19 protein-coding genes and 1 pseudogene are annotated in these 20328 nt (G+C 71.1%); 13 read left to right on the top strand and 7 right to left on the bottom strand.

Annotated elements, in window-relative coordinates; genetic code table 11:
• Positions 1–132: 132 nt before the first annotated feature.
• From ACFZBP_RS29575 to thpD, 6 genes and pseudogenes are all read left to right on the top strand, one after another.
• Positions 133–1247 (top strand): annotated as a pseudogene (locus tag ACFZBP_RS29575) (pyridoxal-phosphate-dependent aminotransferase family protein).
• Positions 1248–1486: 239 nt separating this feature from the next.
• A complete protein-coding gene (locus ACFZBP_RS29570) occupies positions 1487–2014 on the top strand; it encodes a DUF664 domain-containing protein (RefSeq protein ID WP_391417489.1) in 528 nt (175 codons plus the stop codon).
• Between the two features lie 306 nt (positions 2015–2320).
• A complete protein-coding gene (gene ectA, locus ACFZBP_RS29565; protein WP_383445438.1) occupies positions 2321–2827 on the top strand; it encodes a diaminobutyrate acetyltransferase in 507 nt (168 codons plus the stop codon).
• Positions 2828–2879: 52 nt separating this feature from the next.
• Entirely contained in the window at positions 2880–4151 is a 1272-nt protein-coding gene (ectB, locus tag ACFZBP_RS29560; RefSeq protein WP_383445435.1) for a diaminobutyrate--2-oxoglutarate transaminase, read from the top strand.
• A gap of 28 nt (positions 4152–4179) precedes the next feature.
• Positions 4180–4584, top strand: a complete 405-nt coding sequence (locus ACFZBP_RS29555; protein ID WP_383445432.1) for an ectoine synthase — start codon at positions 4180–4182, stop codon at positions 4582–4584.
• A gap of 15 nt (positions 4585–4599) precedes the next feature.
• Positions 4600–5478: an ectoine hydroxylase gene (gene thpD / locus ACFZBP_RS29550; RefSeq protein ID WP_383445429.1), complete on the top strand. Its 879-nt coding sequence runs from the start codon at positions 4600–4602 to the stop codon at positions 5476–5478.
• A 230-nt stretch (positions 5479–5708) separates the two neighbouring features.
• Here thpD and ACFZBP_RS29545 read toward each other — a convergent pair whose 3' ends face one another.
• The 4 genes from ACFZBP_RS29545 to ACFZBP_RS29530 form a co-directional block, all read right to left on the bottom strand.
• On the bottom strand, positions 5709–6761 hold the full coding sequence (locus ACFZBP_RS29545; protein WP_391417486.1) for an aminotransferase class V-fold PLP-dependent enzyme: 1053 nt from the start codon (positions 6759–6761) through the stop codon (positions 5709–5711).
• 107 nt (positions 6762–6868) lie between these two features.
• Complete coding sequence (locus ACFZBP_RS29540; RefSeq protein WP_391417484.1) at positions 6869–7585, bottom strand: DsbA family protein; 717 nt, start codon at positions 7583–7585, stop codon at positions 6869–6871.
• A gap of 73 nt (positions 7586–7658) precedes the next feature.
• Positions 7659–8150, bottom strand: a complete 492-nt coding sequence (locus ACFZBP_RS29535) for a GNAT family N-acetyltransferase (protein ID WP_383445734.1) — start codon at positions 8148–8150, stop codon at positions 7659–7661.
• An 11-nt stretch (positions 8151–8161) separates the two neighbouring features.
• On the bottom strand, positions 8162–9157 hold the full coding sequence (locus tag ACFZBP_RS29530; protein ID WP_391417482.1) for a helix-turn-helix domain-containing protein: 996 nt from the start codon (positions 9155–9157) through the stop codon (positions 8162–8164).
• Positions 9158–9228: 71 nt separating this feature from the next.
• On the opposite strand from ACFZBP_RS29530, the gene ACFZBP_RS29525 reads away from it, so the two are divergent.
• Positions 9229–10617, top strand: coding sequence for an MFS transporter (locus ACFZBP_RS29525; RefSeq protein WP_391417480.1), 1389 nt, complete (start codon positions 9229–9231; stop codon positions 10615–10617).
• On the opposite strand, the gene ACFZBP_RS29520 is transcribed toward ACFZBP_RS29525, so the two are convergent.
• Together ACFZBP_RS29520 and ACFZBP_RS29515 are read right to left on the bottom strand one after the other, a co-directional pair.
• Positions 10577–11185, bottom strand: a complete 609-nt coding sequence (locus ACFZBP_RS29520) for a DUF1349 domain-containing protein (protein WP_383445411.1) — start codon at positions 11183–11185, stop codon at positions 10577–10579. The two genes, ACFZBP_RS29525 and ACFZBP_RS29520, sit on opposite strands and share 41 nt — an antisense overlap.
• 47 nt (positions 11186–11232) lie before the next feature.
• On the bottom strand, positions 11233–12762 hold the full coding sequence (locus ACFZBP_RS29515; protein ID WP_391417477.1) for an aldehyde dehydrogenase family protein: 1530 nt from the start codon (positions 12760–12762) through the stop codon (positions 11233–11235).
• Between the two features lie 130 nt (positions 12763–12892).
• Between ACFZBP_RS29515 and ACFZBP_RS29510 the strand changes: the two genes are divergently transcribed.
• The 6 genes from ACFZBP_RS29510 to ACFZBP_RS29485 all read left to right on the top strand — a co-directional run bounded on the left by ACFZBP_RS29510 (position 12893) and on the right by ACFZBP_RS29485 (position 18711).
• Entirely contained in the window at positions 12893–13666 is a 774-nt protein-coding gene (locus tag ACFZBP_RS29510; RefSeq protein WP_383445403.1) for an IclR family transcriptional regulator, read from the top strand.
• Positions 13667–13685: 19 nt separating this feature from the next.
• Entirely contained in the window at positions 13686–14156 is a 471-nt protein-coding gene (locus ACFZBP_RS29505; protein WP_391417475.1) for a GNAT family N-acetyltransferase, read from the top strand.
• A gap of 81 nt (positions 14157–14237) precedes the next feature.
• Complete coding sequence (locus ACFZBP_RS29500) at positions 14238–15230, top strand: hypothetical protein (RefSeq protein WP_391417473.1); 993 nt, start codon at positions 14238–14240, stop codon at positions 15228–15230.
• The gene (locus tag ACFZBP_RS29495) at positions 15227–16537 is read left to right on the top strand and encodes a histidine kinase (protein ID WP_391417471.1); all 1311 of its coding nucleotides are present in this window, start codon (positions 15227–15229) and stop codon (positions 16535–16537) included. The genes ACFZBP_RS29500 and ACFZBP_RS29495 overlap by 4 nt, the downstream gene beginning before the upstream one ends.
• Complete coding sequence (locus ACFZBP_RS29490; protein ID WP_391417469.1) at positions 16534–17199, top strand: response regulator; 666 nt, start codon at positions 16534–16536, stop codon at positions 17197–17199. The genes ACFZBP_RS29495 and ACFZBP_RS29490 overlap by 4 nt, the downstream gene beginning before the upstream one ends.
• Positions 17200–17265: 66 nt before the next feature.
• Entirely contained in the window at positions 17266–18711 is a 1446-nt protein-coding gene (locus tag ACFZBP_RS29485) for a peptidoglycan D,D-transpeptidase FtsI family protein (RefSeq protein ID WP_383445388.1), read from the top strand.
• 18 nt (positions 18712–18729) lie between these two features.
• Here the strand turns inward: ACFZBP_RS29485 and ACFZBP_RS29480 are convergent, their stop codons facing one another.
• Entirely contained in the window at positions 18730–20181 is a 1452-nt protein-coding gene (locus ACFZBP_RS29480; protein ID WP_391417466.1) for a solute carrier family 23 protein, read from the bottom strand.
• Positions 20182–20328: the final 147 nt, after the last annotated feature.

Below are 20328 nucleotides of genomic sequence, written 5' to 3'. Positions count from 1 at the left end.
GAGATCCCCAAACCAAACCGATGGTTAAGGGGCCGTTCGACCTAAGAAGTCGAGTGTGGGAAGGGGCGTTGGGGTGCGCGGTTACGCTCGTCACGTCGATCCCCGGAGCGAAGAGAGCGAAGAGAGCCCGCCGTGACCCACCCCGCCTCGACCCATCCCTTCCTGGACCTGGCCCCGCTGAGCGCCGCCCGATTCGCCGCCATCGAGGACCGGGTGGCGCGGCTGCTCGGTACCGAGCAGGACGTCGTGATCATGCAGGGCGAGGCGCTGCTGCCGCTCGAAGGGGCGATCCGGGGGACGGCCGGGCCCGGCACGGTCGCGTTGAACGTCATCACCGGCCCCTACGGGCAGACCTTCGGTGACTGGCTGCGCGACTGTGGGGCGACCGTGATCGATCTGCCGGTGCCCTTCCACACGGCGGTCACCGCGGACCAGGTCCGGGAGGCCTTCGCCGAGCACCCGGAGATCGACTTCGTGTCCCTGGTGCACGCGGAGGCGGCGACCGGCAACACCAATCCCGTCGCGGAGATCGGTGAGGTCGTGCGGGCGCACGGGGCGCTGTTCTACCTGGACGCGGTGGCGTCGATCGGGGCCGAGCCGGTGCTGGTGGACGCGTGGGGTGTGGACCTGTGTGTCATCGGGGCGCAGAAGGCGATGGGTGGGCCGGCCGGGGTGTCGGCGGTGTCCGTGAGCGAGCGGGCGTGGGCGCGGATGGCGTCCAATCCGCGGGCGCCGCGGCGGTCGTATCTGTCGCTGCTGGACTGGAAGGAGCGGTGGGTCGACGGGGGCCGGAAGGCGCTGCTGCACGCGCCGGCACAGCTGGAGATGCTGGCGCTGGAGGCTTGCGTGGAGCGGATCGAGGCGGACGGGCTGGAGGCGGTGATGGGCCGGCATCGGGCCGCCGCGGCGTCCACTCGGACCGGGGCGGTGGCTCTGGGTGGGGGGTTGGAGCCGTATTGCGCGATGTGCGGGAGGCTGCTCCGGTCGCTACGACGTTGAGGGTGCCGGAGGGGGTCGTGGCGTCGGAGGTGGCGGCTCGGGCGGTGGCGGGTGATCCGGGGTTGCCGCTGGTCGCCGGGGGTGGGGCGTTGGCCAAGGAGATGATCCGGGTCAATCACTACGGGGCGGATGCGGGGGTGGGTGTGGTGCGGGGGTGCCTCGCGGCGCTGGGCGCTGCGCTGGCGGAGGAGGGTGTGACCGTGGACGTGGAGGGGGCCCTGCGGGCAGCCGACGCCCCCTGGCACTGACCCGACTTCCCTCGCCCCCGCCGCCCCTACCCGTCCCATCCCTGGGGGCTGCGCCCCCAGACCCCCTGATCGGCCCTTCGGGCCTCGTCCTCAAACGCCGGACGGGCTGAAGAACTCAGCCCCGTCCGGCGTTTGAGGAGCGGGGTCTGGGGCGGAGCCCCTGGCGGCGGGGGCGAAGGGGCGGTTCGCTGGGCGCTGAACGTGCCGGCTGCGTCACACCGCCGTGCCACGCTCCACTCATGACCGCCCCGATGAACCTCCCCGACGGCCGCCCCATCCCCCTCCTGACCGGCGACGAGCGCCCCATGCTGGAGAGCTGGCTGGACTTTCACCGCGCCACGCTGGAGCTGAAGTGTGCGGGACTGGACGACGCCCAGGTGCGGCTGGCCTCCGCCGAGCCCTCGGGGCTGACGCTGCTCGGCCTGGTGCAGCACCTCGCGGAGTGTGAGCGGAACTGGTTCCAGCGGGTGGTGGGTGGAGTCGACGTACCGCCGGTGTACGGCGAGGAGAACGAGAGCGGGTACGCCCTCGACGCCGGACGCGGGATCGGCGAGGCGCTGGAGGCGTGGCGGAAGGAGATCGCGCGGGGGCGCGAGGCGTGTGGGGCGCGGGACCTGGACAGCGTCGGGCGGATCGGGGACGGGCCGATGGCGGGGGTCGAGGTCAGTCTGCGGTGGGTGCTCATTCACATGATCGAGGAGTACGCGCGGCACAACGGCCACGCCGATATTCTGCGAGAACGCATCGACGGTGTAACCGGAGCCTAAATTCAACGCAATTCCTGGAATTCTTTTCCGGGCAGCTTCCCATCTTCTTCTGCCCGCTTTCCCCAGCCCTAAACGCAAAGATTTCGCGAACGCCATCCGGCTCAATTCGGGCAGGTCTCGTGAGAGTTACATGGCTGTGACGCGTTCCACACCGTGTCCGCTTTGGGATGGATTTAAGGGACAGAACCAGGCATATCACCCCGGCTGGTCGGCCACCCTCACGCCCGCGTGATAACACACCCAGCGCTCATACGTAACCCCACACGGCCATGCAATTTCGTTTTTCCCTCGGTAAATTCAATTCGCATGACTGCCGCACAAGCAGACCTGCAAATCGACCGTCCGGCGGTGGCCGACGGGGCCGCGCTGTGGCGTATTGCCCGAGACTCCAAGGCCCTCGACCTCAACTCGTCGTACAGCTATCTGCTGTGGTGCCGCGACTTCGCGGGCACGTCGGCCGTCGCCCGCGACGAGCGCGGGGAGCCGGTCGGCTTCGTCACCGGATACGTACGGCCGGAGCGACCGCGCACCCTGCTCGTCTGGCAGGTGGCCGTGGACGACGCCTACCGCGGCCGCGGCATCGCCGCCGCGCTGCTCGACGGGCTCGTCGCACGCGTCGGCGGCGAGTACGGCGTCACGAACGTCGAGACCACCATCACACCCGGCAACATCGCCTCCGAGCGCCTGTTCGGCGCCTTCGCCGAGCGGCACGGTGCCGCTCTGGAGCGCGAGGTGCTGTTCTCCACCGGCCTGTTCCCCGACGGGCCGCACGACCCCGAGGTCCTGTACCGCATCGGTCCCCTCTCCCTGTGACCTCCCCCACTGACTTCCCCGACTCCCCCCACGCAACGAGGAGCGATTCGTCGTGACCATCACCCAGCCCGACCTCAGCGTCTTCGAGACCCTGGAGTCCGAGGTGCGCAGCTACTGCCGCGGCTGGCCCACCGTCTTCGACCGTGCCCGGGGCAGCCGGATGTACGACGAGGACGGCCACGAGTACCTGGACTTCTTCGCCGGTGCCGGCTCGCTGAACTACGGACACAACAACCCCGTCCTGAAACGGGCGCTGATCGACTACCTGGAGCGTGACGGCGTCACGCACGGGCTCGACATGTCCACCAGCGCCAAGCGGGCCTTCCTGCAGACCTTCCAGGACCTGGTGCTGCGGCCGCGTGACCTGCCGTACAAGGTCATGTTCCCGGGCCCGACCGGGACCAACGCCGTCGAGTCGGCGCTGAAGCTGGCCCGGAAGGTCAAGGGGCGCGAGGCCATCGTGTCCTTCACCAACGCCTTCCACGGCATGTCCCTGGGCTCCCTCGCCGTCACCGGCAACGCCTTCAAGCGGGCCGGGGCGGGGATTCCGCTGGTGCACGGGACGCCGATGCCGTTCGACAACTACTTCGACGGCACGGTCGAGGACTTCCTGTGGTTCGAGCGGCTGCTCGAGGACCAGGGGTCCGGGCTGAACAAGCCCGCCGCCGTGATCGTCGAGACCGTGCAGGGCGAGGGCGGCATCAACGTCGCCCGCCGGGAGTGGCTGCAGGCACTCGCCGCGCTGTGCGAGCGGCAGGACATGCTGCTCATCGTCGACGACATCCAGATGGGCTGCGGGCGTACCGGTGCCTTCTTCTCGTTCGAGGAGGCGGGCATCACCCCCGACATCGTCACCGTGTCGAAGTCGATCAGCGGCTACGGACTGCCCATGTCCCTGTGCCTGTTCAAGCCCGAGCTGGACATCTGGGAGCCGGGCGAGCACAACGGCACCTTCCGCGGCAACAACCCCGCCTTCGTCACCGCCACCGCGGCCCTGGAGGCGTACTGGGCGGACGGGTCCGCGATGGAGAAGCAGACCCGCAAGCGCGGTGAGCAGGTCGAGCAGGCGCTGATCTCCATCACCGAGGAGAACCTCGCCGACATCAAGGAGTACCGCGGGCGCGGGCTCGTGTGGGGCCTGGAGTTCCACGACAAGGAGCGCGCGGGACGTGTCGCGCACCGAGCCTTCGAACTCGGGCTGCTCATCGAGACGTCGGGCCCCGAGAGCGAGGTCGTGAAGCTGCTTCCGGCGCTCACGATCACCCCGGAAGAGCTGGACGAGGGACTCAGCGTCCTCGCCCGCGCCGTCCGGGAAACCATCTGAAACACCACCTAGGAGGCATCGCAGCACCGTGATCGTCCGTTCGTTCAAGGACATCGAAGGAACCGACCGCCATGTGAAGTCGGCGTCGGGCACCTGGGAGAGCAAACGCATCGTCCTCGCCAAGGAGCGGGTCGGCTTCTCGCTCCACGAGACGATCCTGTACGCGGGTACGGAGACGTCGATGTGGTACGCGAACCACATCGAGGCCGTCGTCTGCGTCGAGGGCGAGGCCGAGCTGACCGACCACGAGACCGGGCGGACACACCTGATCACGCCCGGAACCATGTACCTCCTGGACGGCCACGAGAGGCACACGCTGCGGGTGAAGGAGGACTTCCGCTGCCTCTGTGTCTTCAACCCACCCGTGACCGGCCGGGAGGACCACGACGAGAACGGCGTGTACCCGCTGCTCACCGAGCCCGAGGAGGTGTGAGACATCGTGACGACGATGACTGACCTGTACCCCAGCCGCGGCGCCACCGAGGTGTCGACCCCGCGCCAGGACCCCGTCGTGTGGGGCTCCCCCGACACGCCGGGCCCGATCGCCACCGGTGACCTGCAGTCCTTCGAGCGCGACGGCTTCCTCGCCATCGACCAGCTCATCACCGAGGACGAGGTCGCGGTCTACGCGCAGGAGTTGGAGCGGCTGGTCACCGACCCGGCGATCCGGATGGACGAGCGGTCGATCATCGAGCCGCAGTCCAAGGAGATCCGCTCCGTCTTCGAAGTGCACAAGATCAGCGAGGTGTTCGCAAACCTGGTGCGCGACGAGCGGGTCGTCGGCCGGGCACGGCAGATCCTCGGCTCGGACGTGTACGTCCACCAGTCGCGGATCAACGTCAAGCCGGGCTTCGGGGCGAGCGGCTTCTACTGGCACTCGGACTTCGAGACCTGGCACGCCGAGGACGGGCTGCCCAACATGCGGACGGTGTCCGTCTCGATCGCGCTGACCGAGAACTACGACACCAACGGCGGGCTGATGATCATGCCCGGTTCGCACCGCACCTTCCTCGGGTGCGCGGGGGCCACGCCGAAGGACAACTACAAGAAGTCCCTGCAGATGCAGGACGCGGGCACGCCCTCGGACGAGGCGCTGACCAAGATGGCCTCCGAGTACGGCATCAAGCTGTTCACGGGCAAGGCCGGTTCGGCGACGTGGTTCGACTGCAACTGCATGCACGGCTCGGGCGACAACATCACGCCGTTCCCGCGCAGCAACGTGTTCATCGTGTTCAACAGCGTGGAGAACGCGGCCGTGGAGCCCTTCGCGGCTCCGGTACGCCGGCCGGAGTTCATCGGCGCGAGGGACTTCACGCCGGTGAGGTGACGCCGCGCCGCTGGGCCGGGCGCCTTGGGGCTCGGGGGGCGCGGGTTGTGTGGCGGGTGCCGCTGAGTTGTGGCTGGTCGCGCCGTTCCCCGCGCCCCTTCGGCGGCTGCGCGCCCAGGCCGCCCGACAGCTCGGGGGGCGCGGGTTGTGTGGCGAGTGCCGCCGCGTTGTGGCTGGTCGCGCCGTTCCCCGCGCCCCTTCAGCGGCTGCGTCGGCCCACCAGTGGTTCCTCAGGAGGACAGGACGTCCAGCAGGCGGTCGACGTCGGCGGCCGTGTTGTAGAGGTGGAAGGCCGCGCGCAGGTTGCCCGCGCGGTTGGAGACCTCGATGCCGGCCGCGCTCAACTCGGGCTGGCGTCGGCCCAGTCCGGGCACGGAGACGATCGCCGAGCCGGGCGCGGGCACCGGTTCGTGGCCGAGGGTCGCGAGTCCCGCGCGGAAGCGGTCGGCGAGGCCGAGGTCGTGGGCCTGGATGGCGGGGACACCGAGTTCCTCGATGAGCTCCAGGGAGGCGCGCAGCCCGGCGTAGCTGAAGAGGCTGGGGCTGATGTCGAAGCACCGCGCGGAGTGGGCGAGGTCCTGGACGGGGCCGTAGCAGCTGTCCCAGGGGAGTTCCCCGGCGACCCAGCCGGCGAGCAGCGGGGTCAGCCCGCCGAAGTCCTCTGGGACGACGCAGAACGCCGCGCCGTGCGGGCCGAGCAGCCACTTGAAGCCGACGGCGGCGACGAAGTCGTGCTCGCCGGCGTCCAGCGGCAGCCAGCCGGCCGACTGGGAGGCGTCGATGTAGGTGCGGGCCCCGTGCGCATCGGCCGCCGCGCGCACCGCGGCCAGGTCGGCGATCCTGCCGTCGGCGGACTGGGCGGCGCTGACCGCGACGAGGGCGGTGTCCGGGCGGACGGACTCGGCGAGGCGCTCCAGCGGGACGGCGCGGACCTTGAGGTCGTCGCGCATGTGGAAGGGGTTCACGAGGGAGGCGAAGTCGGCCTCCGCGGTGAGGACTTCGGCGCCCGCGGGCAGCGAGGCGGCGATCAGCCCGCCGTACTCGGCGACCGAGGCACCGGTCGCGACCCGTGCGACGGGCACGCCGGCCAGCCGGGCGAAGGAGGCGCGCACGCCCTCCACGTCCTCGTACAGGGGCCCGAGCGGCGTGCCCTCGGCACGCATCCGCACCGCCCGGTCCAGGGCGGTGACGGTGCGGGCCGGCAGCAGGCCGTTGCTCGCGGTGTTGAGATAGACGTTCTTCGGGGCGAACTCGGCACGGACCAGGCTCTCGAAGGTCTCCATGGCTCCACTCTGGGCCCTGAGCACCTGTTGGTCCATTGCGATTCCTTACGTGGTTTCGCTAAGCAACGCTTATAGATCCCCCGTGACCTGCGGGTTCGCCCGGCGGCTCAGTGCTGTGGCACCGCGCAGCCGTCGGGGCCGCAGGCGTCCGCGTCGCCCTCGTCGATGAGCTGGAGCGGCGACCGGTCGCCCCACGCCTGCGTGAGCGCCTGGGTGAAGACCTCGGCGGGCTGGGCGCCGGAGACGCCGAACCTGCGGTCGAGGACGAAGAACGGCACACCGCCCGCGCCGAGCTCGGCGGCCTCGCGCTCGTCGGCGCGGACGTCGTCGGCGTAGGCGTCCGGGTCGGCGAGGACCCCTCGGACGTCGTCGGCGTCGAGCCCGGCGGCGACGGCCAGCTCGACGAGCCGCTCGTCGCCCTCGGCGAAGACGGACCGCTCCTCGGCGAAGTTCGCCCGGTAGAAGGCCTGGATCAGCGCGTCCTGCCTGCCCCGCTCCTTGGCGAGGTGGAGCAGCCGGTGCATGTCGAAGGTGTTGCCGTGGTCGCGGCCGTGGGTGCGGTAGTCGAGCCCCTCCGCGGCGGCCTGCGCCCCGAGGTTGTCCTCGCCGGCCTGCGCCTGCGCCTCGCTCATGCCGTACTTCCTGGTGAGCATGGTGATCACGGGCTGGATGTCACCCTTGGCGCGTCCGGGGTCCAGTTCGAACGAGCGGTGCACCACCTCGACCTGGGCGCGGTGCGGGAAGGCGTCGAGCGCCTTCTCGAAGCGGGCCTTGCCCACGTAGCACCAGGGGCAGGCGATGTCGCTCCAGATCTCCACGCGCATGTCTGTGGCTCTCTCCAGTCGTTCGGTTCGGAGACTCCCTCCGCTTGATGCGTGAACCTTCAATCAGTCGACTTCATTCCCCGGTGACGCGGTAGCGCAGAAAGAGATGGTGGTCGTCCTCGGCGGGCGGGTTCTCCGGATCCGGGACCCAGCCCTGGCGGGCGTAGAAGGCCTGGGCGCGCCGGTTGCCGACATGCACGTCCAGCACGGCCGTCCGCTTGCCGTCGGCCCGCCACTCCTCGACGCAGGCCGCGTGCAGGGCAGCGCCGACGCCGGTGCGCCAGTGGTCGGGGTCGACGTGGAACTGGAACAGCTTGACCGTGTGGGCGGGGGCGTCCTGCGGGGTGCGGAAGGAGGCCAGCCCGATGATCCGTCCTTTCTCGACGACGCACAGGACATGCCCGTCCGGCCGCTCGATGGCGCTCCGCCAGGAGGCGAGCCAGTCGGTGCCGTCCTGCGGGATCCCGTCGGGGTAGTACGTCGCCCGGGCGCGGGCGTGCAGCGCGACGACGTCCTCGGCCTCGGCGGGCACGGCGGTGCGAATCACGCGGTGCGCGGCGGTCATCCGGTCACTGATCACGCAACGGAGGACGTGACCGCCGCGGCGCCGGTTCCGAGCCGGCTGAACTGCGCCCGGTAGGCGCTGGGCGTCAGTCCCGTACGCCGGACCAGGTGCCCCCGCAGCGAGTCGGCCGTGCCGAGGCCGCTGGCGTGGGCCACCTGGTCCATGGGCAGGGTGGTGGTCTCCAGCAGCTCCTTGGCGCGCTCGATGCGCTGGTGGAGCAGCCACTGCAGCGGGCTCACCCCGCTCTCGGCGTGGAAGCGGCGGGTGAGGGTGCGGACACTGACGCCGGCGTGCCGGGCCAGGTCGGTGAGGGTGAGCGGCTTGTCGAGGTTGCGCATGGCCCAGCCCCGGGTGTCGGCGCAGGCCTCGCCGCGCTCGGGCGGCAGCGGGGTCTGGGTGAACTGGGTCTGGCCGCCGGGCCGTACGGGCGCGACGAGGGCACGCCGGGCGACCTCGTTGGCGACGGCCGCGCCGTAGTCGGTGCGGATGACGTGCAGGCACAGGTCGATGCCGGCGGCGTAGCCGGAGGAGGTGACGTACGGCCCGTCCTGGACGTACAGCACGTCCCCGCAGAGCTGGACGTGCGGGTAGCGGCGGCGCAGCTCGTCGGCGTGCGCCCAGTACGTCGTGGCCCTGCGCCCGTGCAGCAGGCCCGCCTCGGCGAGCTGGAAGGCGCCGGTGCACAGGGACGCGATCCGCTTGCCGTCGGCGGCCGCCTCACGGACGGCGGTCACGATCCTGGCCTCCGGTTCGTAGGGTTCCCCGGTCCCGGCGACGAGCACCGTGTCCGCCCCGCGCACGGCGTCGAGTCCATGGCGTACGTACAGGTCGAGTCCGCCGCTGGTGGGCACCGGGCCCGGCTCGGCGGCGCAGATGACCACCTCGTAGCCGGGCCGTCCGTCCACCTCGACCTTGCCGAACAGCATCTCCGGGATGGCGAGGTTGAACATCGACACGGGTGACGGGGCGACGACGGCGATGCGGTGCGGGGCGCGCGACTGCGACATGGCCAGAACCTCCGGGTGCATGGCATTCCGGCCACTACTGTACGTCGGCCCGGACCCGCAGCATGGAGGGCATGTCAACGAACCAGACCCTGAAGGGCGACGAACTCGCCGTGGCACACCGCGAGTTGGAGCCCAGGCGGTCCTCCGCCGCCGTCACCCTCACCGCCGGCCTCCTCGGCTTCGCGCTGGTCTGCCTCGACGCGTCGATCGTGAACGTGGCCCTGCCGGCGATGGGTTCCTCGCTCGGGGGCGGGATGTCCGGGCTCCAGTGGGTGGTGGACGCCTACACCTTGGCGTTCGCCGCGCTGATGCTGTCGACCGGCGCGTTCTCGGACCGGGTGGGCGCGAGCCGGGCGTTCGGGCTCGGTACCGCCGTGTTCACGCTGGCCTCGGCGGCCTGCGGTCTGGCGCCGAACCTGCCGACGCTGGTCGGCGCGCGGGTGGTGCAGGGCGTGGCGGCGGCCGTCGTCCTGCCGGCCTCGCTGTCGCTGGTGCGGCAGGCGTACGCCGATCCGGCGCGGCGGGCGCGGGCGGTGGCCGTGTGGGCGGCGGGCGGTTCGGTGGCGGTGGCGCTGGGGCCGGTGGCGGGCGGTGCGCTGACCACGGCGTGGGACTGGCGCGGGATCTTCTTCGTCAACCTTCCCGTCGGCGCCCTGATCCTCGTGCTGCTCCTGCGGGCCCCGCGCTCGGAACGCCGTCCGGCGCCGCTGGACCTGCCCGGCCAGGTAACGGCGGTCATAGCGCTCACCGCGCTGACGTTCGCGGTGATCGAGGGCGGCACGGCGGGCTGGGCGGCACTGGCGGTGGCCGTGGTGGCGGCGGCCGCGTTCCTGCGGATCGAGGCACGTCACCCGCATCCGGTCGTCCCGCTCGGCCTCTTCCGTGACCGGACCGTCGCGGTGACGGTGGCGGCGGGCGCGGCTGTCAGCGTGGCCTTCTACAGCATGGTCTTCGTCTTCTCGCTCTTCTTCCAGCAGGTACAGGGTCGTTCCGCGCTGCAGGCCGGCCTGATGTTCCTGCCGATGACGGGCCTGATCGCGGTGACCAACGTGGTGGCGGGCAAGCTCGCGGGGCGCCACGGCGCCCGGCTGCCGATGCTGCTGGGGCAGGGCCTGGCCGTGGCGGGACTGCTCGCGATGCTGTACGTCGACGCCGACACGCCGCCGGCCGTGGTGGCCCTGCTCCTCGTCCCCATGGCCCTGGGCTGCGCGCTGACGGTGCCACCGCTGACGGCGGCGATGCTGGAGGCCGTGCCCGCCGAGCGGGCGGGGCTGGCGGCCGGTGTGCTCAACGCGGCGCGGCAGATGGCCGGGGCGCTGGGGATCGCCGTCTTCGGGGCGCTGGTCTCCGACGGTTTCGTGACGGGGATGCGGCTGAGCCTGGTGGTCAGCGCGGCGCTGCTCGCGGTGACCGGGCTGCTCAGCTTCCGTCTCGCAGGTCCTTCGGCCAGTCGGGCCTGAACTCCAGGTGGTCGTACGTCACGACGCACCCCTCCCCCATCGGCGACTGCGTCATGAAACCGACCAGGGCGGCCTCGGTCTCCTTCTCCTCCCCCAGCGTGAACAGCCGGACGAAGGTCCAGCGCTCGCCGTCACGGGAGGCGTGGAAGGCGAAGGCCCGCCCGGTCCGGCTCACCCGCAGCCAGACCGAACTCCCCTCCACCGTGAAGGAGTTGGCGTCGTCGGAGTGCCCCCGGGTGACCACCGTGCAGACGGTGGGCACGTCCGGGGAGTACTCCAGACAGAGCTTCGCCCAGGCCCGTTCCCCGACGTGGACGTAGAGCACCCCGGCGTCGAAGGCCGCGGCGAACCCCACGGTGACCCGCGCGATCAGCTGGAAGTCGCCCTCGGGCGCCCCGAGCAGCCGCGGCGCGTCCGAGGCCGGGTCGAGCCCCTCCCCGGTGGGCGGCACGAACCGGTCCTGCCGGGGACCGGCCCATCCGGAGAGGATGCCGTCCTCGTAGGCCCAGTGACCGTCGGGACCGTAGGTGCGGAGGGGAAAGGGCAGTTCAGGAAGTTCCACGTCCATCCCCTGAGTCTTTCAGTTTCCCCTCCGCCATGGGGCCCTTAATTCGTTCAGCGTTCGAGCTGACCGTTGAACCGGCGCGGCAGCCCCAGCGGATTCTCATCCCGCAGCTCCGGCGGCAGCAGCGCCTCAGGGGCACCCTGGTACGCCACCGGCCGCATCCACCGCTCGATCGCCGTACCGCCCACCGACGTGGACGTCGAGGTCGTCGCCGGGTACGGCCCCCCGTGGTGCTGGGCCGCCGCGACGGCAACGCCCGTCGGCCACCCGTTCACCAGCACACGACCGGCGAGCGGCGTCAGCTCCGCGAGGATCTGCGCGCCACGTCCCTCACCGGCCGCCTCCTCGGCCGACAGATGAACCGTCGCCGTGAGGTTGCCGGGCAGCCGGGACAGCACGGCCTGGGCCTGCGCGTCGTCGTCGTAGCGGACCACGACGGTCACCGGGCCGAAGCACTCCTCCAGCAGCAGGTCGTACGCGCCCTCGCTGGTCAGCTTCTCGGCGGCGACCGTCAGGAAGCCGGCGCTGACGGTGTGCTCGCCGCCCGCGCCCGGCGTCACCGGGGTCTCCACCTCGGGGAGCTCGGCGCGCTCGGCGACCCCGGCGATGAAGTTGTCCCGCATGCGGTGGTCGAGGAGGACACCGGAGTCGGTGTCGCTGACGGCGTCCGTGAGCGACTTGACCAGGCCGTCACCCGCCGCGCCGGACGGCACCAGCACCAGGCCGGGCTTCACGCAGAACTGGCCGACGCCCAGCGTCATCGAGCCCGCCAGCCCGGCGCCGATCGCCTCGGCGCGCTCGGCGGCGGCCGCCTCGGTGATCACGACCGGGTTCAGGGAGCCCAGCTCTCCGTGGAACGGGATCGGCACGGGCCGCGCGGCCGCCGCGTCGAAGAGGGCGCGGCCGCCCCGGATCGAACCGGTGAAGCCGGCCGCGGCGACCAGCGGGTGCCTGATCAGCTCGATGCCGGCCTCGAAGCCGTGCACGAGACCGATGACGCCCTCGGGGATGCCGTGCTCGGCGGCGGCGCGGCGCAGGACGGCCGCGACCAGCTCGGACAGCGCCGGGTGGTCGGGGTGGGCCTTGACGACGACCGGGCAGCCCGCGCCGAGCGCGCTCGCCGTGTCGCCGCCGGCGACAGAGAAGGCGAAGGGGAAGTTGGACGCCGAGTAGACGGCGACGACGCCGAGGGACACCTTGTAGCGGCGCAGGTCCGGGATCGGCGGGGTCGCGGTGTCGTCGGGGTGGTTGATCACGACGTCGAGGAAGGCGCCCTCGTCGACGATGTCGGCGAAGGCCCGCAGCTGGAAGCAGGTGCGGGCGAGTTCGCCGGTGAGGCGGACCGGGCCGAGCGCGGTCTCGGCGTCGGCGGCCTCGACGAGCTGGTCCTTGGCCGCCTGGAGCCGGTCGGCGGCGGTGCGCAGGAAGGCGGCGCGGACCGTGCGGTCGGCGAGGGCGCCGCGCGCCTCGTGCGCGGCGCGGACGGCGGCGTCCACCTCCTGGGCTGTGGCCTCCACCGCAACCTGTTCACGCTGCTTCCCGGTTCGGGGGTCGACACTCCAGACTGGTGCTGCTGCCACCGCGGGTCCCTCCACATGTATTGCCGCAGTACGGGGTCATCCACCAGGCTCGTTCGATATACTGAACGCTGTCTCTGATGATGAATATGCTTCGGAGACTATTTCCCGTCGAACGAAGGGGTCAAGGGCGATGTCGGCTGGCGAGACGGGCGGCGGGGCGCAGGTCAAGTCCGCGGTACGGACGGTTGAACTGCTGGAATACTTCGCCGGACGCCCCGGCATGCACTCCCTCGCGTCGGTCCAGGAGGCCGTCGGATACCCGAAGTCCAGTCTCTACATGCTGCTCCGCACGCTCGTGGAGCTGGGCTGGGTGGAGACGGACGCGACGGGCACGCGGTACGGCATCGGCGTCCGGGCGCTGCTGGTCGGCACGTCCTACATCGACGGCGACGAGGTGGTCGCCGCGGCCCGCCCGACCCTGGACCGCCTCTCGGACGACACCACCGAGACGATCCACCTGGCCCGTCTCGACGGCACCAACGTCGTCTACCTGGCCACCCGCCAGTCCCAGCACTACCTGCGCCCCTTCACCCGGGTCGGCCGCCGCCTCCCGGCGCACTCCACCTCCCTCGGCAAGGCGCTGCTGAGCACCTACTCGGACGAACAGGTCCGCAAGCTGCTCCCGGAGACGCTGCCCGCGCTGACCGAGAACACGATCACCGACCGCGAGAAGCTCATCGAGGAGCTCCACCAGATCCGCGACCAGGGCTTCGCCGTGGACCGCGAGGAGAACACCCTCGGCCTGCGCTGCTTCGGCGTCGCGATCCCGTACCGCACCCCGGCCCGCGACGCGATCAGCTGCTCGGTGCCGGTGGCCCGGCTGACGCCCGCGCACGAGCAGATGGTGAAGGACGCCCTGTTCGACGCACGCGACCGACTGACGCTGGCCACGCGCAGGCTCTGACTGCCTAGGCTCTGTCCTCATGGATGTGGAACTCCGTGAGGTGCACGACAGCGATCTGCCGGTCTTCTACCGGCAGATGAACGACCCGGAGGCCCTGCGCATGGCGGCCTTCACCCCCAAGGACCCGGCCGACCGGGACGCCTTCGACGAGCACTGGAAACGGATCCGGTCCTCGGCGGACGTCCTGCGCACGATCCTGGTCGACGGTGACGTGGTGGGCAGTGCGGCGGTGTACGGGGAGCCGGGCGAGCGCGAGGTGACGTACTGGGTCGACCGCGCGTACTGGGGACGCGGCATCGCGACGGCCGCCCTGCGCGGGCTGCTCACCGAGGTGCCCGAACGCCCGCTGTACGCGCGTGCGGCGGCGGACAACGAGGGCTCGCTGCGGGTGCTGCACAAGTGCGGGATCCGGGTGACCGCGCAGGCGACGGGGTTCGCCAACGCGCGGGGCGAGGAGATCGACGAGCTGGTCCTGGCGTTGCGGGGCTGAGCCCCTTCTCCCCCGTACGGCGGAGTCGGATCACCGTCGGGCAGGAGGTGCCCCGAGGCCGTCGCGCGGGAGCGTGGAGGCATGACGCACACACTCGCTCCCCCGCAGGAGACCCTGACCGTCGGCGCCGACCGGCCCCGTCGGCTGCTGCGCGCCGTCGCGATCGTCTCCTGTGTGCCGTACCTCGCCCTCAAGATCGCGTGGATCGCCGGGAGTCAGCTCGGGATCCCGCGGGGCAGCCGGCTGCTGGAGCACCGCGCGAGCATGGCCGTCGCCAATGGTGTCACCGTCCTCCTGGACGGCGCGGTGATCGTGCTCGCGCTGGTGCTGACCCGGCCGTGGGGGTTGCGGGCGCCCGCGTGGCTGCTCGGCCTCCCCGCATGGGTGGCCACCGGGCTGCTCGCGCCGATCATGGCCGGGTTCCCGCTCCAGCTCCTCGTCGACCTGCTCGGCGGAACCCCGGCGTCCGCCGGCGCCGAACCCTTCCTCGACGCCTGGGTGTTCGGGGTCGTCTACACCGGGTTCATCGTGCAGGGGCTCACCCTGGGCGCCCTGTTCGTGCTGTACGCCCGGGACCGCTGGGGCCGGTTGTGGGCGGGGCGGGTCTGGGAACTCCCGGTCGGCCTGATCGGGGCGGCCCAGCGTGCCGTCGCCGTCGCGGCGGCGGGCTGCGCGCTTCCGCCGCTGCTGACCCACCTCCTGTGGGCGTGCGGCGGCACGGTGGGACTCGACGAGCGTCATGTCACCGGCCGTAACAGCGGCTTCTACGTCATGGAGGCGCTGTCCGTCGTGTTCCTCGCCATGGCCGTCGCCGGCGGCGTCCTCCTGGCGTTCCGGCGCGGCCGCCCGCTGCCCGTCCTGGTGCCGCTCGGTCTCGTCTGGGTCGGCTCGGCCGCCACGGTGTGCTGGGCGGCCTGGCTGTCGCTGGCCCCGCTCACCGACGTCGCCGACGGCCCGGCACCGCTGCTGAACCTCACCTACGCTGGCCAGATGATCGTCGGCATCCTCGTCGCCTGTCTCGGCGTGCACTTCCTCGCGGAGCGCGACGCGAGCCGGAATCGTCGTACGGCGTGAGCGAGTTCAGCGGATTCAGCGCCGGCGGATTCAGCCGGCTCAGCGGGTTCGGCCGGTTCCTGTTCGGACGGCGGGCGCGTCGGCGCTGGATCCATCTGATCCTGGGCGGCGCGCTCGCCATGCCGTACGTCTTCGTCGGCCAGCTCGTCGTGGGCCCCGCCACCGACTCCCGGTACGTCTTCAACGACCTGCCCCTGCAACTGCTGTCGTTCGCCGTGGGGTTGCCGCTCGCCGCGCTCACCGCCGCGCTGTTCCCGCTGACCCGGTCCCTGGAGGCGGGTGCGGCGCGGTCGCTGTGCGGGGTGGAGGCGGGGCTGCTGGCGTACGGCCCGGCCCGGACGCGGGCGGCGAAGGGGCGGGCGGCGGCCTGGTTCACGCTGCATCTGGGGTTCGGCGGGGTCATCTCGGGGATGTCGCTGGCGGTGCCGCCGTTCGCGGGCTTCCTCACCGCGCTGCCGCTGATCGTCTGGGCGGGCGGCGCCGAGGCCGTCGAGCTGCCCGCATTCCTGGACCGGCCCTGGGTGTTGGCGTGTGCGCCGGTCGCGGGTGTGGCGACGCTGCTCGCGCTGGCCGGCTGCGCGGCCGTCGCCGGGGAGCTGCTCGCCCGCTGGGCGCCCGCCCTGCTCGGCCCCACGCCCGAGGACCGGCTGGCGGCGGCCGAGGCGCGCGCCGCCGACCTCGCGGTACGCAACCGGCTCGCGCGCGAGCTGCACGACTCCGTGGGCCATGCCCTGAGCGCGGTGACGCTCCAGGCGAGCGCGGCCCGCCGGGTCCTCGACAGCGACCCGGAGTTCGTCCGCGAGGCCCTCGCCGCGATCGAGGACACGACCCGGCGCACCGTCGGTGAACTCGACGCCGTTCTGGGCGTGTTGCGGGACGGCGACTCTCCCGGTACGGCGCCCGCGCCCACCCTCGCCGCCGACCTCACCGGCCTGCTGCGCCGCACCCGCGCGGCCGGGCTGCGGGTCACCGCGAGCCTCGACGCCGACCCCGGGGCGCTGCCGCCCGTGCTGTCCCGCGAGGCCTACCGGATCGTGCAGGAGGGGCTGAGCAACGTCCTCAAGCACGCCGGTGAGCGGACGGGCGTGGCCCTGCGGATCCGGGTCGCCGACGAACACCTGGAGATCAGCGTCGAGAACCCGCTGACCGCCGCCCTGGCCGACGCCTCCGCCTGCCGCCCCGGCGGCGGGCACGGTCTGCGTGGCATCGCCGACCGGGCGCGGCTGCTGGGCGGGACCGCGCAGGCCGGTGCCGCCGAGGGGACGTGGCGGCTGAAGGTACGACTGCCCATGAAGGGACCCGCATGACCGCCCGTCCGCCCGTCCGCGTCGTCCTCGCCGACGACGAGCGCATGGTGCGCACCGCCCTGCGCGCCATCCTCTCCGTCGAGCCCGACCTGGAGGTGGTCGGCGAGGCGGCCTCCGGGGCCGAGGCGGTGTCCGTGGTGCGGGAGCTGCGGCCCGACGTGGTCCTGATGGACGTCCGTATGCCCGACGTCGACGGCATCCGGGCCACCGAGCAGATCCTCGCCACGCTCGACGAGCCGCCCCGCATCGTGGTCGTCACCACCTTCGAGAACGACTCCTATGTGTACGACGCGCTACGCGCGGGGGCCGCCGGGTTCCTGCTGAAGCGGGCGGACGCCGACGCGCTGGTGCAGGCCGTACGGCTGGTCTCGCACACCGACACCCTGCTGTTCCCGGCGGCGGTGCGCACCCTGGCGGCCGAGCACGCGCGCGCGTACCCGGCGCCGCCGCCCTGGGTGGCGCGGCTCACCTGCCGCGAGAGCGAGGTGCTGCGGCTGATGGCGCGGGGCCTGACCAACGCGGAGATCGCGCGGCGCATGGAGGTCGGTCCGGCCACCGTGAAGTCGCATGTGGCGGCGATCCTCGCGAAGACCGGCACCCGGGACCGTACGCAGGCGGTGATCGCCGCGTACGAGGCGGGCTTCATGAACGCGGCTTCATGAACGCCCGATGAGAAAACCGGGTGGAAGGGAACGTTCCACCCCATCCTGATCGTCCTTCGGAGTGGGATGAACAAGACGATCAGGCGGGCGTCCGTCTTCGCGCTGCTGCTGGTGCTGGCTCTGCTGGTCAGGGCGACATGGGTGCAGTTCTACGAAGGCCAGGCGCTCGCGGACGACAAGGAAAACCGGCGGAACACGATCGCGCTGTACAGCGAGCCGCTCGGCAACATCATCGTGGGCGGAGAGGCCGTCACCGGCTCGGCGCGGATGAAGAGCGGCGACCTGGCGTACAAGCGGACGTACAAGGACGGCGCGCTGTACGCGGCGGTGACCGGGTACAGCTCGCAGGCGTTCGGGGCGACCCAGCTGGAGGGCGTCTACCGGGACCTGCTCGACGGTACGGACAACCGCCTGAAGAGCGTGATGGACACCATCACCAACAAGCGGTCCGAGCCGGGCAACGTGATCACGACGATCGACCCGGACGTCCAGAAGGCCGCGTACGACGCGCTCGGCGACAACAAGGGCGCCGCCGTCGCGATCGACCCGACCACGGGGAAGATCCTCGCGGTCGTCTCCACCCCGTCGTACGACCCGTCGCGGATCACCACGGGCGACTCGGACGCCTGGAAGCAGCTGACCAAGGACTCCGACAAGCCGATGACGAACCGCGCGCTGCGCCAGCCGCTGCCGCCGGGTTCGACGTTCAAGCTGGTCGTGGCGGCGGCCGCGCTGGAGGACGGGCTGTACTCGTCGGTGGACGAGAAGACGGACAGCCCGGACCCGTACCCGCTGCCGCAGTCGAGCGACAAGCTGGGGAACGAGAACCCGAACGCGCCCTGCGAGAACGCCTCGATCCGGGTCGCCCTGCAGTACTCCTGCAACAACGTCTTCGGCAGCATGGCCGTCGCCCTGGGCCAGGACAAGGTCAGGGAGATGGCCGAGAAGTTCGGCTTCAACGACAAGGAGCAGGACGTGCCGGTGCGGGCGTACACCAGCGTGTACCCCTCCGACATGGACGAGGCGTCGACCGCTCTGAGCGGTATCGGCCAGTTCGACGTCACCGCCACGCCGCTCCAGATGGCCATGGTGTCGGCAGCCATAGCCAACGACGGCAAGCTGGTCTCGCCGCACATGGTGTCCCAGATCACCGACGGCGGCGGCGACGTCCTGGAGAACTACGACGACAGCGCCGACAGCAAGGAGATCGTCAGCTCCGACACCGCCGAGCAGCTCCAGTCGGCGATGCAGACGGTCGTGGAGAAGGGCACCGGCACCAACGCGCAGATCTCGGGCGCGACGGTCGGCGGCAAGACGGGCACGGCCCAGCACGGCGAGAACAACAGCAAGACGCCGTTCGCCTGGTTCACGTCCTACGGGAAGGCCGACGGCAAGGAGGTCGCCGTGGCGGTGATCATCGAGCAGTCGAACGCGGAGCGCTCGGAGGTCAGCGGCAACGGGCTGGCCGCCCCCGTCGCCAGGAAGGTGATGGAGGCGGCGCTCAACGGCTAGGGACAGGCCCTGGGACGCTTACTTGACACCCAGGAGCTGCTCGATCGGGTTGATCGCGAAGTACACCAGGAACAGCAGCGAGGTCCCCCACAGCAGCCAGTGGATCTCCTTCGCCTTGCCGAGCACGAGCTTGATGACGACGTAGGCGACGAAGCCGGCCCCGATGCCGTTGGTGATGGAGTACGTGAACGGCATGACGGCGATGGTCAGGAACGCCGGGATGGCGATCTCGTACCTGTCCCAGTCGATGTGCTTGACCTGGGTCATCATCAGGAAGCCGACGGCGACCAGGGCGGGGGCGGCCGCCTGGAGCGGGACGATGGTGAGCAGCGGGGTCAGGAAGAGGGCCAGGGCGAAGAGGCCGCCGGTGACCAGGTTGGAGAAGCCGGTGCGGGCGCCCTCGCCGACGCCGGCCGCCGACTCGATGTAGGAGGTCGCCGAGGACGAGGAGGCCGCGCCGCCCGCGGCCGCCGCGGCGCCGTCGATCAGCAGCACCCGGCCGAGGTTCGGCACCTTGCCCTGTTCGTCGAGGAGTCCGGCCTCGGCGCTGATGCCGACGACCGTGCCCATGGTGTCGAAGAAGTCGGACAGGACCAGGGTGAAGACCAGCAGGACGACGGTGATGGCGGTGGTCTCGCCGAACGCGCCGAAGAGGCTGAAGTCGCCGAGGAGTCCGAAGTCCGGGGTGTCGACGATCTTGTCGGGCCAGGCGGGTGTGGTCAGGCCCCAGGCCTTGATGTCGGCGATCGAGTTGATGATCATCGCCACGACCGTCATCGTCACGATGCTGATGAGGATGGCGCCCTTCACCTTGCGGGCGAGCAGGGCGATCGTCAGCAGAACACCGAGGCAGAACACGAGGATCGGCCACCCGCCGAGCTGGCCGGTGCCGCCCATCTGAACCGGCACGGTGGTGTTGGCGGCGTCCGGGATGCGGCTGACGAACCCGGCGTCCACGAAGCCGATGAAGGCGATGAACAGGCCGATGCCGACGCTGATCGCCTGCTTGAGCGGTTGCGGGATGGCGTGCATGACGGCCTCGCGCAGCCCGGTGAGCACGAGCACACAGATCAGCAGGCCTTCGAGGACGACCAGTCCCATCGCGTCGTCCCACGCCATGAGCGGGGCGATCTGGAAGGCGACGACGGCGTTCAGGCCGAGCCCGGCGGCGAGCGCGAGCGGGAGGTTGCCGCCGACGCCCATGATGATCGTCATGACGGCGGCCACCAGGGCGGTGGCGGTGGTGAGTTGGACGGCGTCCAGCTGGTGGCCGAACTTGTCCTTCGCGCTGCCGAGGATGATGGGATTCAGGACAAGGATGTAGGCCATCGTGAAGAACGTGGCGAAGCCGCCGCGTATCTCACGGGCGAAGGTGGAGCCCCGCGCGGAGATCTTGAAGTACCGGTCGACGCTGTTCACGCCTGGCGGCGGGGCACTTGACCGGTCGGCCACCTTCTGGGTCTCGGACATGGCTGTCGCTCCTTGCTTCCTGACGGTTCGGTGTGCGGATGCTGGCTGGATTGTTCCCGCGTTGAACGGGGTTCAGGTTTTCTCCGTGTTACGGAATCAGGGCTGTTCACGTGCGACGTACCACACGGTGTTCGAAGTCCCGTACGA

The organism is Streptomyces sp. NPDC008086 (genome assembly GCF_042957325.1).
Classification (GTDB): Bacteria; Actinomycetota; Actinomycetes; order Streptomycetales; family Streptomycetaceae; genus Streptomyces.
This window is presented reverse-complemented; position numbering and strand designations above follow the sequence as displayed.

Excerpts from the sequence above, each read along its gene's own strand:
- ACFZBP_RS29570 (WP_391417489.1), top strand. The coding sequence starts at position 1,487 with ATGACCGCCCCGATGAACCTCCCCGACGGCCGCCCCATCCCCCTCCTG.
- ectA (WP_383445438.1), top strand. The coding sequence starts at position 2,321 with ATGACTGCCGCACAAGCAGACCTGCAAATCGACCGTCCGGCGGTGGCC.
- thpD (WP_383445429.1), top strand. The coding sequence starts at position 4,600 with ATGACTGACCTGTACCCCAGCCGCGGCGCCACCGAGGTGTCGACCCCG.
- ACFZBP_RS29545 (WP_391417486.1), bottom strand. The coding sequence starts at position 6,761 with ATGGAGACCTTCGAGAGCCTGGTCCGTGCCGAGTTCGCCCCGAAGAAC.
- ACFZBP_RS29540 (WP_391417484.1), bottom strand. The coding sequence starts at position 7,585 with ATGCGCGTGGAGATCTGGAGCGACATCGCCTGCCCCTGGTGCTACGTG.
- ACFZBP_RS29535 (WP_383445734.1), bottom strand. The coding sequence starts at position 8,150 with ATGACCGCCGCGCACCGCGTGATTCGCACCGCCGTGCCCGCCGAGGCC.
- ACFZBP_RS29530 (WP_391417482.1), bottom strand. The coding sequence starts at position 9,157 with ATGTCGCAGTCGCGCGCCCCGCACCGCATCGCCGTCGTCGCCCCGTCA.
- ACFZBP_RS29525 (WP_391417480.1), top strand. The coding sequence starts at position 9,229 with ATGTCAACGAACCAGACCCTGAAGGGCGACGAACTCGCCGTGGCACAC.
- ACFZBP_RS29520 (WP_383445411.1), bottom strand. The coding sequence starts at position 11,185 with ATGGACGTGGAACTTCCTGAACTGCCCTTTCCCCTCCGCACCTACGGT.
- ACFZBP_RS29510 (WP_383445403.1), top strand. The coding sequence starts at position 12,893 with ATGTCGGCTGGCGAGACGGGCGGCGGGGCGCAGGTCAAGTCCGCGGTA.
- ACFZBP_RS29505 (WP_391417475.1), top strand. The coding sequence starts at position 13,686 with ATGGATGTGGAACTCCGTGAGGTGCACGACAGCGATCTGCCGGTCTTC.
- ACFZBP_RS29500 (WP_391417473.1), top strand. The coding sequence starts at position 14,238 with ATGACGCACACACTCGCTCCCCCGCAGGAGACCCTGACCGTCGGCGCC.
- ACFZBP_RS29490 (WP_391417469.1), top strand. The coding sequence starts at position 16,534 with ATGACCGCCCGTCCGCCCGTCCGCGTCGTCCTCGCCGACGACGAGCGC.
- ACFZBP_RS29485 (WP_383445388.1), top strand. The coding sequence starts at position 17,266 with ATGAACAAGACGATCAGGCGGGCGTCCGTCTTCGCGCTGCTGCTGGTG.
- ACFZBP_RS29480 (WP_391417466.1), bottom strand. The coding sequence starts at position 20,181 with ATGTCCGAGACCCAGAAGGTGGCCGACCGGTCAAGTGCCCCGCCGCCA.